Source organism: Deltaproteobacteria bacterium (assembly GCA_028818775.1).
In the GTDB taxonomy this organism is placed as follows: domain Bacteria; phylum Desulfobacterota; class Binatia; order UBA9968; family JAJDTQ01; genus JAJDTQ01.
Genome location: JAPPNE010000046.1, coordinates 1 through 13,983, shown reverse-complemented (window position 1 = coordinate 13,983; position 13,983 = coordinate 1). Strand labels below are relative to the sequence as shown.

11 protein-coding genes are annotated in these 13,983 nt (G+C 64.1%); 1 reads left to right on the top strand and 10 read right to left on the bottom strand.

The annotated features are described in order from the left end of the window. Positions 1 to 47 precede the first annotated feature (47 nt). The 7 genes from OXU42_04400 to mnmE form a co-directional block, all read right to left on the bottom strand. Entirely contained in the window at positions 48 to 590 is a 543-nt protein-coding gene (locus OXU42_04400; protein MDE0028632.1) for an ATP synthase F0 subunit B, read from the bottom strand. After that, entirely contained in the window at positions 587 to 991 is a 405-nt protein-coding gene (locus OXU42_04395; GenBank protein MDE0028631.1) for an ATP synthase F0 subunit B, read from the bottom strand. Before OXU42_04395 ends, OXU42_04400 begins: the two co-directional genes overlap by 4 nt. Before the next feature lie 204 nt (positions 992 to 1,195). Continuing rightward, positions 1,196 to 2,059 carry a ParB/RepB/Spo0J family partition protein gene (locus tag OXU42_04390; protein ID MDE0028630.1) on the bottom strand — a complete coding sequence of 288 codons (864 nt, stop codon included), beginning with the start codon at positions 2,057 to 2,059 and terminating at the stop codon, positions 1,196 to 1,198. Further along, on the bottom strand, positions 2,046 to 2,831 hold the full coding sequence (locus tag OXU42_04385) for an AAA family ATPase (protein MDE0028629.1): 786 nt from the start codon (positions 2,829 to 2,831) through the stop codon (positions 2,046 to 2,048). The genes OXU42_04390 and OXU42_04385 overlap by 14 nt, the downstream gene beginning before the upstream one ends. Before the next feature lie 146 nt (positions 2,832 to 2,977). Then, on the bottom strand, positions 2,978 to 3,643 hold the full coding sequence (gene rsmG, locus OXU42_04380; protein ID MDE0028628.1) for a 16S rRNA (guanine(527)-N(7))-methyltransferase RsmG: 666 nt from the start codon (positions 3,641 to 3,643) through the stop codon (positions 2,978 to 2,980). 37 nt (positions 3,644 to 3,680) lie between these two features. Further along, positions 3,681 to 5,570: a tRNA uridine-5-carboxymethylaminomethyl(34) synthesis enzyme MnmG gene (gene mnmG / locus OXU42_04375; GenBank protein MDE0028627.1), complete on the bottom strand. Its 1,890-nt coding sequence runs from the start codon at positions 5,568 to 5,570 to the stop codon at positions 3,681 to 3,683. A gap of 83 nt (positions 5,571 to 5,653) precedes the next feature. Beyond that, positions 5,654 to 7,021 carry a tRNA uridine-5-carboxymethylaminomethyl(34) synthesis GTPase MnmE gene (gene mnmE / locus OXU42_04370; GenBank protein ID MDE0028626.1) on the bottom strand — a complete coding sequence of 456 codons (1,368 nt, stop codon included), beginning with the start codon at positions 7,019 to 7,021 and terminating at the stop codon, positions 5,654 to 5,656. A 143-nt stretch (positions 7,022 to 7,164) separates the two neighbouring features. Between mnmE and OXU42_04365 the strand changes: the two genes are divergently transcribed. After that, a complete protein-coding gene (locus tag OXU42_04365) occupies positions 7,165 to 8,223 on the top strand; it encodes a 3-deoxy-7-phosphoheptulonate synthase (protein MDE0028625.1) in 1,059 nt (352 codons plus the stop codon). A 181-nt stretch (positions 8,224 to 8,404) separates the two neighbouring features. Here OXU42_04365 and OXU42_04360 read toward each other — a convergent pair whose 3' ends face one another. The 3 genes from OXU42_04360 to OXU42_04350 all read right to left on the bottom strand — a co-directional run bounded on the left by OXU42_04360 (position 8,405) and on the right by OXU42_04350 (position 13,828). Beyond that, complete coding sequence (locus OXU42_04360) at positions 8,405 to 10,597, bottom strand: hypothetical protein (GenBank protein ID MDE0028624.1); 2,193 nt, start codon at positions 10,595 to 10,597, stop codon at positions 8,405 to 8,407. Further along, entirely contained in the window at positions 10,598 to 11,692 is a 1,095-nt protein-coding gene (locus OXU42_04355) for a Gfo/Idh/MocA family oxidoreductase (GenBank protein ID MDE0028623.1), read from the bottom strand. A gap of 93 nt (positions 11,693 to 11,785) precedes the next feature. After that, positions 11,786 to 13,828 carry a thioredoxin domain-containing protein gene (locus tag OXU42_04350; protein ID MDE0028622.1) on the bottom strand — a complete coding sequence of 681 codons (2,043 nt, stop codon included), beginning with the start codon at positions 13,826 to 13,828 and terminating at the stop codon, positions 11,786 to 11,788. Between the last annotated feature and the right edge of the window lie 155 nt (positions 13,829 to 13,983).

Below are 13,983 nucleotides of genomic sequence, written 5' to 3'. Positions count from 1 at the left end.
ATTTCGTCGCGTCATCCGCGGCACGACCGGTTTCCCCGGGTTCGGCGTCAAAGCTCCTGTATTTGCTGCGAGAAGCCCTGCACCATGCGATCCTGGTCGGCGGCGGCCATGTGCTGCCGGAGCAGCCGTATCGCCGCGGCCTCGGCCTGGGAGGCCATCTCGGCGCGGATCTCCTGGCGCGCCATCTTGACCTCCTGCTCCGCCAGAAAGTCCGCGTCTGCCATCAGCTTGGCGGAGGACTCCTCCGCCTCGGCCACGATCCGTGCCCGCTCGCGCTCGCCCTCCGCCCGCAACCCCTCCCGCATCCGCTCGCACTCGTCGTCCAGAACCTTCAACAATTCCTGATACTTCCGAACGTATCCGTCGGCCTCGGCCTTGGCCTTCTGGGCCGTGTCCACCGCGGCGATCATGCCCTCGCGCCGCTGCTTGAGATGGTCCCTGATGATTGGAAGACCGAAGCGTTTGACCAGGTACGCGAAGATCAGGAAGTTGATCAGCGGGAAGAACAACTCGGTGATCGACGGCGCGTGGGCTTCGCCGCCGGTCGCGGCCCACGCCACGGACACGAACATTTCGGTTACGACCCTCATGTCAGCTTCCGGCCCAGCACCTTCTCCGCCATCTCCTGCGCCAGCGTCTCGGCGTTGCCGGCGGCGACCGCGCGCGCCGCCTCCATCTCCCTGCGGACCTCTTCGCGGATCTCCTGGATCTTTTGTGTCGCCGCGTCACGCCCCTGGGAGAGGATCACGTTGCGTGCGCGCTGGGCTTCTTCCCGGATCTCTCCCTTGATCGCTTCGCCTTCCGCCCGCGCCTTGGCGATGGCGGCGTCGTACTGCTCCTGCAGCGCCTTGCCTTCGTCGGTCAGTGTACGCGCCTCGGCGTGCGCCCCCTCAGTCCGGCGCTCCCGTTCCGCCATCAGACGCCCCACCGGCCCGAAGAGCACCCGGCGAAGAATGCTCCACAGGATCAGGAACAGGACGATTTGGACCACCAAGGATAAGTCTACGCTGATCATTGCTGCGCGTTGTATTGCTGAAAATACACGAAACACGGCCCAAACGGACCGTGCTTGACGGGTCTGCGCATGCAGTCGGAGGAAGGCACCCCTCGTTCAACTGACTGCCACGGGTCGCTCTATAACATCCAAGTCCGACCTTGTCAAAGCGCGTGCGAGTGACGGTTCATCGGTTTCCGACTACCCGTTTCCCATCATCATGTCGGTGATCCGCCCCAGGTCGTCCTGCGAGTAGTACTCGATCTCCAGCTTGCCCTTGCCGTCGCGGGCGCGGTGCATGAGACGGACACGGGTGCCGAGGCGGCGCTGCAGGGTTTCGACCAGGTTTGTGAGGTCGGGATCCAGTCGATTCTCAATTTTAGGACGTTTTTCACGCTTGAGCCGCTTCACCAGGGCCTCGGTGTCGCGCGTGGACAGGTCCTTGGCCATGACTTCGCGCACGGCGGCCGCGAGCAGGGCGCGGTCTTCCAGGGCGAGGAGCGCCCGGGCCTGGCCGGCGGGCAACGCGCCGCGGGCCACGTGTTGCTTGATTTCGTCGGGCAGCGCCAGGAGGCGCAACGAATTGGCCACCGCGGAACGGCTCCTGCCGACCTTTCCGGCGACCTGTTCCTGAGTCATGTTGAACTGTTCCTGCAACTCGGCGAAAGCGGCGGCTTCCTCGATGGGATTCAGGTCCTCGCGTTGAAGGTTCTCGACCAGGGCCAGCAAGAGTGTGTTCGGGTCCAGTGTTTCGTGAACGATTACAGGCACTTCGGAGAGGCCCAGCCGCTGGGCGGCGCGCAGGCGGCGTTCGCCGGCGATCAGCTCGTAGCCGTTGGGGCTCGTGCGCACGACCAAGGGTTGCAGCATGCCGCTGGCCTCGATGGATCCGGCCAGCTCGTCGATCTTGGCCTCGTCAAAGACCCGCCGAGGTTGATTCGGATTGGGGATGATCAAGGAGGGATGCACCGCCGTGGGCGCGGGCTCTGGCGCGGGTTCCCGGACCGCCGGCGTGCTCTTCGGCAACAGGGCGTCAAGGCCCCGTCCCAGTCTAGGCTTCTGCATGGGTGGACTCCTTCTGACGGTCCATTACTTCGGCCGCAAGGCCCAGGTAACCCTGTGCCCCCTTGGACCTGGGGTCGTACAGCAGCGCCGGCCTGCCGTGGCTGGGGCTTTCGCTCAGGCGGACGTTTCGGGGGATGACGCTGCGGAACACTTGTTCCGGAAAATGATCGCGAACATCCTCCGCCACCTGCGCGGACAGGTTGCTGCGGGCGTCGTACATACAAAGAACGACCCCTTCGAGCTTCAAATCCTGATTGTACGCGTCCTGCACACGCTTCATCGTATCAAGAATCGCGCTGAGACCTTCAAGCGCATAGTACTCGCACTGAAGCGGTACCAGCAGGGAGTCGGCGGCGACCAGCGCGTTGAGAGTGAGCAGTCCCAGGGAAGGGGGGCAATCCAAGAGGATGTAGTCGAACCGGTTCTTGACCGTGTCCAGGGCGTCCCGGAGCCTTTCAACGCGGTTCTCCATGTCCATCAGGCGCAACTCGGCGCTGACGAGGTCACGGTTGGCCGGCAGGAGGAACAGGAGGGGCAATTCCGTCGCGCATAGCGCCTCGGTGGCGAAACAGTCCTCGATCATCACATCGTAGATGCTCTTGTTGAGGGCGTCGCGGTCGATGCCGAAACCGGTCGTGCTGTTGCCTTGGGGATCCATGTCCACCAAAAGCGTACGTTTGGTGGCGACCGCCAGGGACGCGCCCAGATTCACGGCCGTGGTGGTTTTCCCGACCCCGCCCTTCTGATTGGCTATGGCGATGATCCTGCTCAAACTCTTTAATAATCAATAGGTTAGGTGCCAACTAGGCACCCCAAGTTCTTAACACGCCGAGGCTTCGAAAGGAAGCGTCGTGCATGTTTCACGTGAAACAACGAACGGAACCCGGAACGGCGCAGGGATGGGACCGCCGTCCGAGCCTACACCTTCTTGAAGGTGAGCACCGTCCTTTGCTCGCTTCCGAAAGGAAGGGAGAATCGAACGGTCGGGCCTTCCGTGAACCCATAAAGGGAAAGCCAACCTCGAAGCTCATCCAATCTTGCCGGGCCCTTGGGGCCTTGCATGAGAACGCCTGTACCGTTCGGACCGAGAAGCTTGCCGCTTGCCTTCACGAACTCCGGGATATCGGAAAACCCGCGGGTGACGGTCTCCATCATTGGGGGAATGTCCGCGGTCGGCATGTCCTCGGCGCGGCTCTCGATCACATGGGCATCCGTCAAGTCGAGTTCCCTTATGACATGCCGCAGGAAATTCGCACGCTTGCGGCGCGGTTCGACCAGATAGACCGGTTTTTCCGGAGACACGAGCTTGATGGGGATTCCAGGGAAACCCGCCCCGCTGCCGATGTCCATGAGGGCATCCGCGCGGCTCAAGAGGGGCACGACCGAGAGGGAGTCGAGGAAATGCAGTCGCACCACGAGCGCGTCTTCACGGATCGCGGTGAGGTTGAGCCTGGCGCCCCAGACGGAAAGGAGATGTTGATAGCCGGCAAAGGCCGCAAGCTGGCGAGGCGACAACTCAAGATCGAAGGATCTCGCACCGTCGATCATGAGTTGCTCGGCGCTGGCGAGGTCTTTGCGCGACACCGTTCACAACACCTAGTTGCAGGACACTAGGGTCCCTTCAGCCTGCCTTCAACTTGTAGAGATACAGGGAGAGCACCGAGATGGCGGCCGGGGTCACCCCCGAGATCCTGTAGGCCTGGCCCAGGGAGCGCGGTCGCACGTGTGTGAGCTTTTCCTTGATCTCCCGCGACAACCCGTCGATGGTTGCGTAGTCGAGGTCCTCGGGAAGGGCCACGTTCTCCATCTTCTGAAACCGCTTCAATCCCTGCGTCTGACGGTCCACGTAACCACTGTACTTTATTGATACTTCCACCTGGAGGGCCACATCGGAAGGCACCTCCGTCAAGTCGGCGCAGAAGGCCTGAAGATCCACGAACGAGATCTCCGGACGGCGGAGCAGTTGCGCCAGCGGCGTGATGTTGCGAACGGGCGCCGTTCCCAGGGTCTTCAGTCGTGCCTGGACGGATGGCGATGGATTGACGCGGATGGCTTCCAGTTTCCCGGTCCACTCGGCGATCTGTTCCTGCTTTCGGGCCGTACGATCATGGGCCGCCGGAGTGGCCAAACCGATACGAAAACCCAGCTCGGTGAGTCGAAGGTCGGCATTGTCCTCCCGGAGCAGCAGCCGGTACTCGGCCCTCGAAGTAAACATCCGGTAGGGCTCGCCGTCGGTTCCCTTGGTGACAAGGTCGTCGATCAGGACACCGATGTATGCCTGGTCACGGGAAAGAACCAGCGGATCCTCGCCCCTGAGGCTGAGACACGCATTGATGGCCGCCATAAGGCCTTGGCTGGCGGCCTCCTCGTATCCGGTGGTCCCGTTGATCTGGCCGGCCAGATACAGACCCTCAAGGGCCTTGGTTTCCAGGCTGGGCTTGAGCTGCGTGGGTTCCACGTAGTCGTACTCGATGGCGTAGCCCGGCCGCATAATCTCAGCATTTTCAAGGCCTTGGATGCTGCGCACCATCTCCAACTGGACGTCGAGGGGAAGGCTCGTGGAGATACCGTTGGGATAGACCTCGACCGTGTCGTACCCCTCAGGCTCCAGGAAGATCTGGTGCCGCTGCTTGTCCGCGAAACGGACGACCTTGTCCTCAATGGAAGGACAGTACCGTGGACCGCGGCTCTGAATCACTCCCGAATACATGGGCGAGCGGTGAATGGCCGCTCGGATGATGTCGTGGGTCGCGCGGTTGGTGTAGGTGATATGGCAGGGGATCTGTTTCTGCGCGATCTGTTCGGTGCCGAATGAGAACGGGACCGGGTTCTCATCTCCGTACTGCACATCCAACTTGGAATAGTTGATGGAATCGGCATGCAAACGGGGACAAGTGCCCGTCTTGAGGCGCCCCAGCCGCAAACCCAGGTCGCTTAACGACTTGCTGAGGCCCTGCGCGGCGAAATCCCCCGCTCGACCCCCGGAGTAGTTGCGGTCGCCGACATGGATGAGGCCCTGCAGGAAGGTACCGGTAGTCAATATCGTCTTCTTGCCCTCGAACACCTCACCCATCTGGGTTTCCACCCCTACCACTACGCCATCACGGCACAACAGGCTTTCCACGCTGGCTTGTTTGAGGGTGAGATTCTCGCACCGCTCCACTACCCGCTTCATTCGCTGCCGGTAGAGGGCCTTGTCCGCTTGGGCGCGGGATGCTCTCACCGCGGGTCCCTTCTTGGTGTTCAGAACGCGAAACTGGATGCCGGTCTCGTCGATGGCCCGGGCCATCTCGCCGCCCAACGCGTCGATTTCCTTGACCAAATGGCCCTTCCCGATGCCTCCGATGGCCGGATTGCAGGACATTTGGCCGATATGGTCCAGGTTTAGGGTCAACATCAACGTGTCGAAACCCATGCGCGCGGCCGCCAAAGCCGCTTCGATGCCTGCGTGCCCGGCACCTACGACGACGACATCGTAGATCCTGCCGGCTCCTCCAAACGATTGTTTCACGTGAAACATCCTTTGCTGAATGGCTTGAACCTCAATTGTGGCAGAATGCTCGGCCGACTTCCACGAACAAGGCGTGGGACCAGTCACTTGCCGATGCAGAATTGTGAAAAGATGCGGTCGAGGATGTCTTCATTGGTGACGGTGCCGATGATCTCCTCGAGACTGTCCCGAGCCTCCTGCAGGTCTACCGCCACGATGTCGGGCGGAAGGCCCTGGTCGATGGCCCGACGCACCTCCACAAGACTCGCCTTGGCCCGGTCCAGGGCTGCCTTGTGACGCACATTGGTCACGACGATCTCCGGCTCCTCCGCCGAGTCCAGAAAACAGTCCCGCAAGAAGCCCTTCAAGGCATCCAGCCCCTGTCCCGTCAAAGCGGACACGGCCACCTGCCGCAGGTCGGGCACACGGCCGGACACCGCCAAACAGTCGATGTGCTGTTCCAGGTCGGCCTTGTTGACGACCACGAGGCCCGCCATCCCGCGCACCCGCTCCATCACGTCCATGTCTTCGGGAGCTAGCGGACCCGACCCATCGAGGACCAGCATACATCCCTGGCTCTCGGCGAGCCTCTTCAGCGTCACGTCGATGCCGATCTGCTCCACGCCCTCGGTCTCGCCCCGGATACCGGCCGTGTCCCACAGCACCACGGGCAAGCCGTTGAGGTTCACGGTCTCTTCGATGAAGTCGCGAGTGGTCCCCGGCGTGGACGTAACGATGGCCCGGTCGACCCCCAACAGTGCGTTCAGCAGGCTCGACTTGCCGACGTTTGGCCGCCCCACGATGCACACCCGCACGCCCTCGCGGATCAAGCGGCCCCATTCGTAGCTGTCGGCGAGGGTGGAAACCCTTTCGACCACCCCCGCGACCTTTCGGCTCAACGCCTCACGCTGCAGCAACTCGATCTCTTCCTCCGGGAAATCGATGGCCGCCTCCACCTGTACGAGCGTATCCACCAATTGTTCGCGGAGAGCCTGAACCTCCTGGGAAAGGCCGCCCTCCATCTGGCCCAGGGCGATCCCGGCGGCCTTGTCGGTGCGTGACCGGATCAGATCCAGCACCGCCTCCGCTTGCGCCAAATCCAACCGTCCGTTCAAATAAGCCCTCTTGGTGAACTCCCCGGGATCCGCGTGCCGTGCGCCGCGCGCGAGCGCCAGCCCGAGCACCTGCCGCACCACGTAGGGGCCCCCGTGGCAATGGATCTCGACGGTGTCCTCACCGGTATAGCTCCCGGGCTCCCGAAGGAAGGCAAACATCACCTCGTCCACCACCGAGCCGCTGCCCGGGTCCCGCACCCTCCCGTGATACAGGCGGTGCGATTCCCACTCGTTGTCCTTCCGCGCAAGGATATCCCGCCCGATACGCTCCGCATCCGGTCCGCTCAAACGCACCATGGCGACTCCCCCTTCGCCAGGGGGCGTCGCCACGGCCGCGATGGTATCCGCTCGGTACATCAGGAAGGACTCCGGTCTGCGCTTGCGGGCACCATTATATCCTATCCGGCGGAATCCCGCGTCCGCCTCATCATCCCGGCACAGCACCAACTCCCCGTATTCGCCTATCCTGAAAAACTGTGTTAGATACCCGACTTAACGCCATGGAACGGACAACCGAAGACCTCAGAGTCGAAAACCTGCGCCCACTGGTGCCGCCAATGATCCTGGTAAACGAGGAGCTGCCGATTACCGGCCAGGCCACGGCCACGGTGACCAATGCCCGGCACGACATTGACGAAATCCTCAACGGACGGGATCGACGACTCCTGGTGATCGCCGGTCCCTGCTCCATTCACGACACGGATGCGGCCCTGGAGTATGCCGGCCGTCTCAAACAGGAAGCAGACCGTCTCGCCGGCGACCTCTACATCATGATGCGCGTCTACTTCGAGAAGCCGCGCACCACGGTCGGCTGGAAGGGGCTGATCAACGACCCCAACCTCGACGGAAAATTCAACATAAACCAGGGATTACGGATTGCCCGGGGGCTCTTGCTGGAGCTCGCGAACATGGGTGTGCCGGCGGGTTCCGAGTTCCTCGACACCATCACCCCGCAGTTCACCGCCGACCTCGTCTCGTGGGGCGCCATCGGCGCACGGACCGCGGAAAGTCAGGTCCACCGCGAACTGGCCTCGGGCCTGTCCATGCCGGTCGGTTTCAAGAACGGCACCGGCGGCTCCATCCAGATCGCCATCGACGGCGTGCGCGCCGCGCGGCACCCGCACCATTTCCTCGGCGTCACCGATCAGGGAACCGCCGCAATCATCTCCACGTCCGGGAACGCGAGTTGCCACGTCATCCTGCGCGGCTCCAATGCCGGACCGAACTACGACCGAGGCGTGGTCGATGAAACAGCGGAAGCCCTGCGCGCCGCCGATCTGCCGCATCGCATCCTCGTCGACTGCAGCCACGGCAACAGCCAGAAGGACTACCGGCGCCAGCCCGAGGTATGCGACGACGTGTGCGCCCAAGTCGCTTCGGGCTCCGACAACATCTGTGGCGTCATGATGGAAAGCCACCTCGTCGCCGGCCGCCAGGACATCAAACCCGACACCCCACTCACCTACGGCCAGAGCGTCACCGACGCCTGCATCGACTGGGAAACCACCGTCCCCATGCTCGAAGACCTCGCCCGCGCCGCGGCGGCACGGCGTTGCTGAACAAGCACCGTCGCACTCTTTGCGGACGCCCTCCAACGCCGCAGGCCCTTCGGACCACTCTCAGCCGGCTTCTGAATCACGCATTGCCACCGACGGAACGCGCTTGCGCGGCAATGTCCTTCCCTGCCGAGTTCCGTGCGACGCGCTTGATGGCTGGGCGCGCGCCCGATTCTTGACAATCTCACGGGTTCTGGACGCTCTCGATCTCGAGTGCAGCGGGATCGAGGCTCAGCGATTCGAGCAGGGGACCGAAGTACCCCGCGAAGGTGCCCGCCACGGGACCATCGACGATCAGAGGCTGGTTCTCACCGCAATGGATGACGAGCGCATCGGCCAGCGTGCGTGACAGACGGCCGAACCGGACCTCGTCTATCACGTAGGTCGAGCTCTCGCCGTCGTCGAGCGACAGATCCTCCTTCGGAACCGCCCCGACAACGACACGGTCATCGAACAGAAGCACCCAGCGCGCCCGCCCGTTGCCGGACGAGGCCTCGAACACCGCGACGGCCCGGTTCCGAACGTCGGCAGTGACGACGCGGCCCGCGGGCGCAGGGAGTTCCTGATCGCCGATCTGCCGCAGGACAGCCGGCGCCGACCCTGGCGGGACGGTAGACAGCGTCCCGTGCCTCAGGCGATCGCGCAGCCGCGACTCCACCGCCTGCAGATATCGCGACCAGACCTCAGTGACCTGCCTGCGTTCCGGAAGCAACACCGAAGCATTGAAGAGCACCATATGGTCGTGTTCGACCGGCCAATCCGCCGGAGCCTTCGTCGCCAGCAGATCGACGAAGGACGCCATCAATGGTTCGGCCAGCGGGTCTCCGACCAAATCGCGCGGCGGCTCGATCAACTGTCGTTCGCATTCCCCAACGGCGTCGGAGTCGACACCGCCATCGTCGAAGGCGACCGGCATCGCCTTCTCCAACAGCGTGCGGTTCGCATCGGCGTCACCGATACGCTTGCGCGCCGCCGCGGCGAACGCGCTGCCTTCGATCACCTGCCGCGCTTCCCGGAAGTCGAGTCGACACCAGTCGCGGGCAAGCATCCCGAGCTGGATGAACCCCTCTTCGATGCGTACCTCCTCACGGCTGCCGGCAGCGATCAGATCGACCTGCAAACCCATCGACAGCCGTTTCTCCGCTTCCTCGATCGCCTGGCTGGCCTTCGGCTCATTCAATCCCCGCATGTCCCGCAGGATCGCGCGGAGACACTCGGCGATTGCCTGGCGTTGCGCCGGGCGTAGGGACGCCAAGTCGACGGGCGCCGTCAACGCGGAATCCGGTTCACCGTCCGCGGCAAGTGCGCGCAGCAACGTCAACTTCGCGAACTCGTCCGGAATCTGCGCGTGCAGAATATGGTCCAGCAGGAGCTTGCGGTTGTGGTCGACGCCCGGAACCAGGCTGTGAATGCGAAGCGCCTCGACGAGTGCCAGCCAGTCAACGCTCCGGACAACACGAGCCGGATCGTAGGTGCGCGCCACCTGCAGATAGACCAGCGCGACCGAGCCTTCCAGCAGTTCCTTCAGCCAGACCTCGGCGTACTTCCGGGTCACGTGTTTGCCGACCCGCGTAGATGCCTCCCAAGCGAGAGTCGACGCTACCAGCGTCACCGGATTCACACCGAGGGCAATGCGGGCAGCCAGCGCCGCGCCGCGCACATAATGCTGCCAAGGTGTGTACATCCGGTAGAGGCGGCGAACCTTCTGCACCCGTTCGAGCCACTCCATCACTTCTCTCACGGTCCAACCGGTGACGTCGATGACCGGCACCTGCCGCGCGACTTGCAGGAGGTCGCCGATCGCAGACCGCGCCGCAAGCGCGATGTCACCGATGCGCGCATCGCGCTCCGCCTTCTCGGCATCCTTTCCGTACAGTTGGGCGACTTCTACCACAACCTCCCGGATTTCCTCGAAAACGGCGCGGCCGTCGACGCCGCCGATTTCCCCATTCTCTTGCTTCACGTAGCGCCGGTCGCGGATACCGTCCCAGACGCGGTCGCAGCGGGCCTCGATCATTCTCCCGAGCCGAACGTCGAGTTCCGACCGTGCCCCGTCCGCTTCGGAAGCGTGCGACCGGTTGAGAACGCTCCAAGCCTGCTCCACCGGCGACACGCCTTCAGCAAGCCAGCGCTTCTCAACCTCTCTCAGGTCGCGTTCACGCAGTTCGTCGATGTGCTGCTCGATCTCCGTAACGAGCCTTCGGTCGACGCTGGCCGATCGCACGCGGCCCGCCGCGAAACCGAACGCACCAGCGCCGAGCAGGATAAGCGCGATCCCCGCTTCTTCTACCGAGGTCAGGAGAAGGAGAGAGCCGCCGACGACCGTGAAACAGCATCCCGCGACCAACCAGCCGATGGAGGCGCTCGTCCGGGCCATTTACAACCCCACGGTCCGCCCTTCCTCCGACGCTTCCGTAATGGAGTCGATCAGCCGGTGCGTGTCCACGGCGTCGTTGAAATCGGGATCGCACTCGCCGCCGTTGCGGATGGCGCCGGCGAAGCGGACGTACATTTCGCCGACGTTCTTGGGCTCGCCCTCGGGCGTGTCCGACGGGGCGTGCACACGGTCGGCCGGCACGTCGAGGTCCTGGAGGCCGGAGTCTCCGGCGCGGATGCCCTGAAGGCGCACGACCTTGAGTTGCGGCGTGTTGTCAGACGACGCCACCAGCGTGCCTTCCCGGCCGTAGATCTCCATGCGGTAGCCGGCGACGCCGACAGGGACAGCGGACACGTACACCGAAGCGACGGCGCCGTTGGCCAGCCGGCCGCTCACGAGCACGTTGTCGGGGCCGGTGACGTCCACGTACCGTTGGGTGTCGGTCTCGTACCACTGGCGCGCCTGGGTGCTGACCAGGCCCGACACCTGGCTGAAATCTCCCGCCACGTAGCGCAGCGCGTCGATGGTGTGGCCGCACGCGATGGTCAGGGTGGTGGCGCCCAGCGCGTTGTCCTTCTGCCACGTCCGGTCCGACGGGCGCCGCAGCACGCCGCCGCGGGCCACGCTCACGTGGCAGGCCATGACCTCGCCCACGTAGCCGTCCGCCACCAGCTCCCGGGCATGGACGATGGCGGGGTTGGCCCTGGCCTGCAGGCCCACCATGTGCCTGACGCCCTTGGCCTCCGCCAGGTCGCGCATCTCCACCGCCTCCGCGCGGGTCTTTCCCAGCGGCCACTCCGTGAACACGTGCTTGCCCGCGGCAAGGGCATCCATCGTCACCTGGTAGTGGGCGGGCACCCGCAGGAGCACCGCCACCGCCTCCACCTCCGGACAGGCCAGCATCTCGCGATAGTCGTGGAACGCCATCTTCGCGTTGAACTTGGCGGCCGATTCCTCCGCGCTCTCCTTGCGGCTGGTGCACACCGCGGTCAACTCGACGTCCCGGCTCGCCACGATGGCGGGTAGATGGGCGCGCGGACCCCAGCCACGCGTGGGGTTGGCGCCGATGACTCCCAGCTTGATCTTCTCCGACATCTTCTACCTTTCGTATGAATTCAGTGGGTTAACACAACCAAGTCATTGTCCAAGATCCGACCCCCCTGGGTTTTTTTCGTCCGCTCTCCTGGTTTACTCCTCCAGCAACGGCTTCAACCCCTCCCAGTCCGTCACGGGCGGGGCGCAGGTGAAGTCCCGGCACACGTACACCGTGGGCTTGCCGCCGACTTGTGTTTTCCCCTCCAGCAGCGGCGAAATCTCTTCCAGCCGGGCTTCGGGGCTGACCCACTGAAGCGTCTTGTTGGGCAGGTAGCTGTGCTGGATCTCCTTGGCCAGTGCGCCCGCCGCCGCGTCGTCCCTGGCCGCCACCAGCACGATCTCCGCGGGCCGCGAGAGATGGTAGTCCAGCGCGCCGAGCATGTTGGACAGGCCGAAGGGTTCCTTGGCCATGGCGTCGTAGTGCAGGCGCAGAGTCTTCTCGGCGCGGTCGAGCAGGTCGGGGTCTCCGGTGTAGTGGTGGATGCGCAGAAGGTCCATGGCCGCCACCGAGTTGCCCGAGGGAATGGAGCTGTCGAACCCGGGCTTGGTGCGGCTGATGAGCTGCTCGTGGGACTTGCCGGTATAGAAGAACCCGCCGTTCTCCTCGTCCCAGAACTCCTCCACCATGGTCCGGGCGAGAGCCTTGGAGCGTTCCAGCAGCTCGGGCTCGAAGGTCGCCTCGAAGAGATCCAGCAGGCCGGCGATGAGGAACGCGTAATCGTCGAGATAGCCCAGCAGCTTGGCCTGCCCGTCCTTGTAGGTGTGCAGCAGCAGGCCGTTCTCGAACATGCGCGTGAAGATGAAATCCACCGTGCGGGCGCCCGCCTCCCGGATGCGCGCGTCGCCGGTGACGGCGTAGGCCGCGGCCACGCCCGACAGCATCAGGCCGTTCCAGGAAATGATGACCTTCTCGTCCCGGAACGGCTTGACCCGCTTCTCCCGCTCCTCGAACAGGCGTGCCCGGCACTCCGCCAGGACGGCCTCGATCTCCCGCTCTTCCTTGCGGAAGTACTTGGCCGCCTGCTCGACGGTCAGGATGGGGTGGAGGATGTTCTTGCCCTCGAAGTTCCCGAGGTCGGTGACGTCGTAGACCCGGCAGAAGATGTCGCCGCGCTCCTTGCCGAGGAGGTCCAGGACTTCGTCGCGCGACCACACGAAGAACTTGCCTTCCTCGCCCTCGCTGTCCGCATCCTGGGCGGAGTAGAAGCCGCCTTCGGGCTGGCACATCTCGCGCAGCACGTATTCCAGGGTCTCCTCTACGACGCGCTTGAAAAAACCGTCCTTGGTGATGCGGTAGGCCTCGGCGTAGACCTGCGCGAGCTGGCCGTTGTCGTAGAGCATCTTCTCGAAGTGGGGCACGAGCCACTTGTCGTCCACCGAGTAACGGTGGAAGCCGCCGCCGAGCTGGTCGTACATGCCCCCCTCGGCCATCTTCCGGAGGGTCTCGGTGATCATCTCCAGGTAGCGGCGGTTGCCCGACAGGCGGTAGGCCCGCAGGAACAGGTTGAACACGCCGGCGTTGGGGAACTTGGGCGCACGGCCGAAGCCGCCGTGGGCGGCGTCGTAGGCGGACGTGAGACCCTCGGCCCCGCGCGTCACCACCTCCACGCTCATCTCCTGGCCCGTCTCGCTGAGCACGCTCATGCGGTCCAGCGCGGTCACGATCTGGTCGACGTTCCGGGCCACGTCCTGGCGCTTGTTCCGGTAGGCTTCCACCACCGCCAGGAGCACCCGCGGAAAGCCCGGCATGCCCTGCCGGTCCTCGGGCGGGTAGTAGGTGCCGCCGAAGAAGGGTTTCCCCTCGGGGGTAAGGAACACCGTCATGGGCCAGCCGCCCCGCCGGGTGAGCATCTGCACGGCATTCATATAGATCTCGTCCAGGTCGGGGCGCTCCTCCCGGTCCACCTTGATGCTGACGAAGTTCTCGTTCATCAGCGCGGCGATGGACTCGTTCTCGAAGGACTCGTGCTCCATCACGTGGCACCAGTGGCAGGCCGAGTAGCCGATGCTCAGGAGGATCGGCTTGTCTTCCGCCCGCGCCTTGGCGAAGGCCTCCTCGCCCCAGGGGTACCAGTCCACCGGATTGCCGGCGTGCTGCAGCAGATACGGGCTAGTCTCGTTGGCCAAGCGGTTCATCAACAGGTTCTCCACGGAAAGCAGGCTAGTGTCCTGCGTCACAAATAGCTTGATGTATCCGCGAGGGCATTTTTGTCGTCGGCAAGGCGCGATGACGAGCAGTGGCGGGTACCACGCGAGGAAGAGCAACGCAGCCGACGGCGAAAAGGACCCGC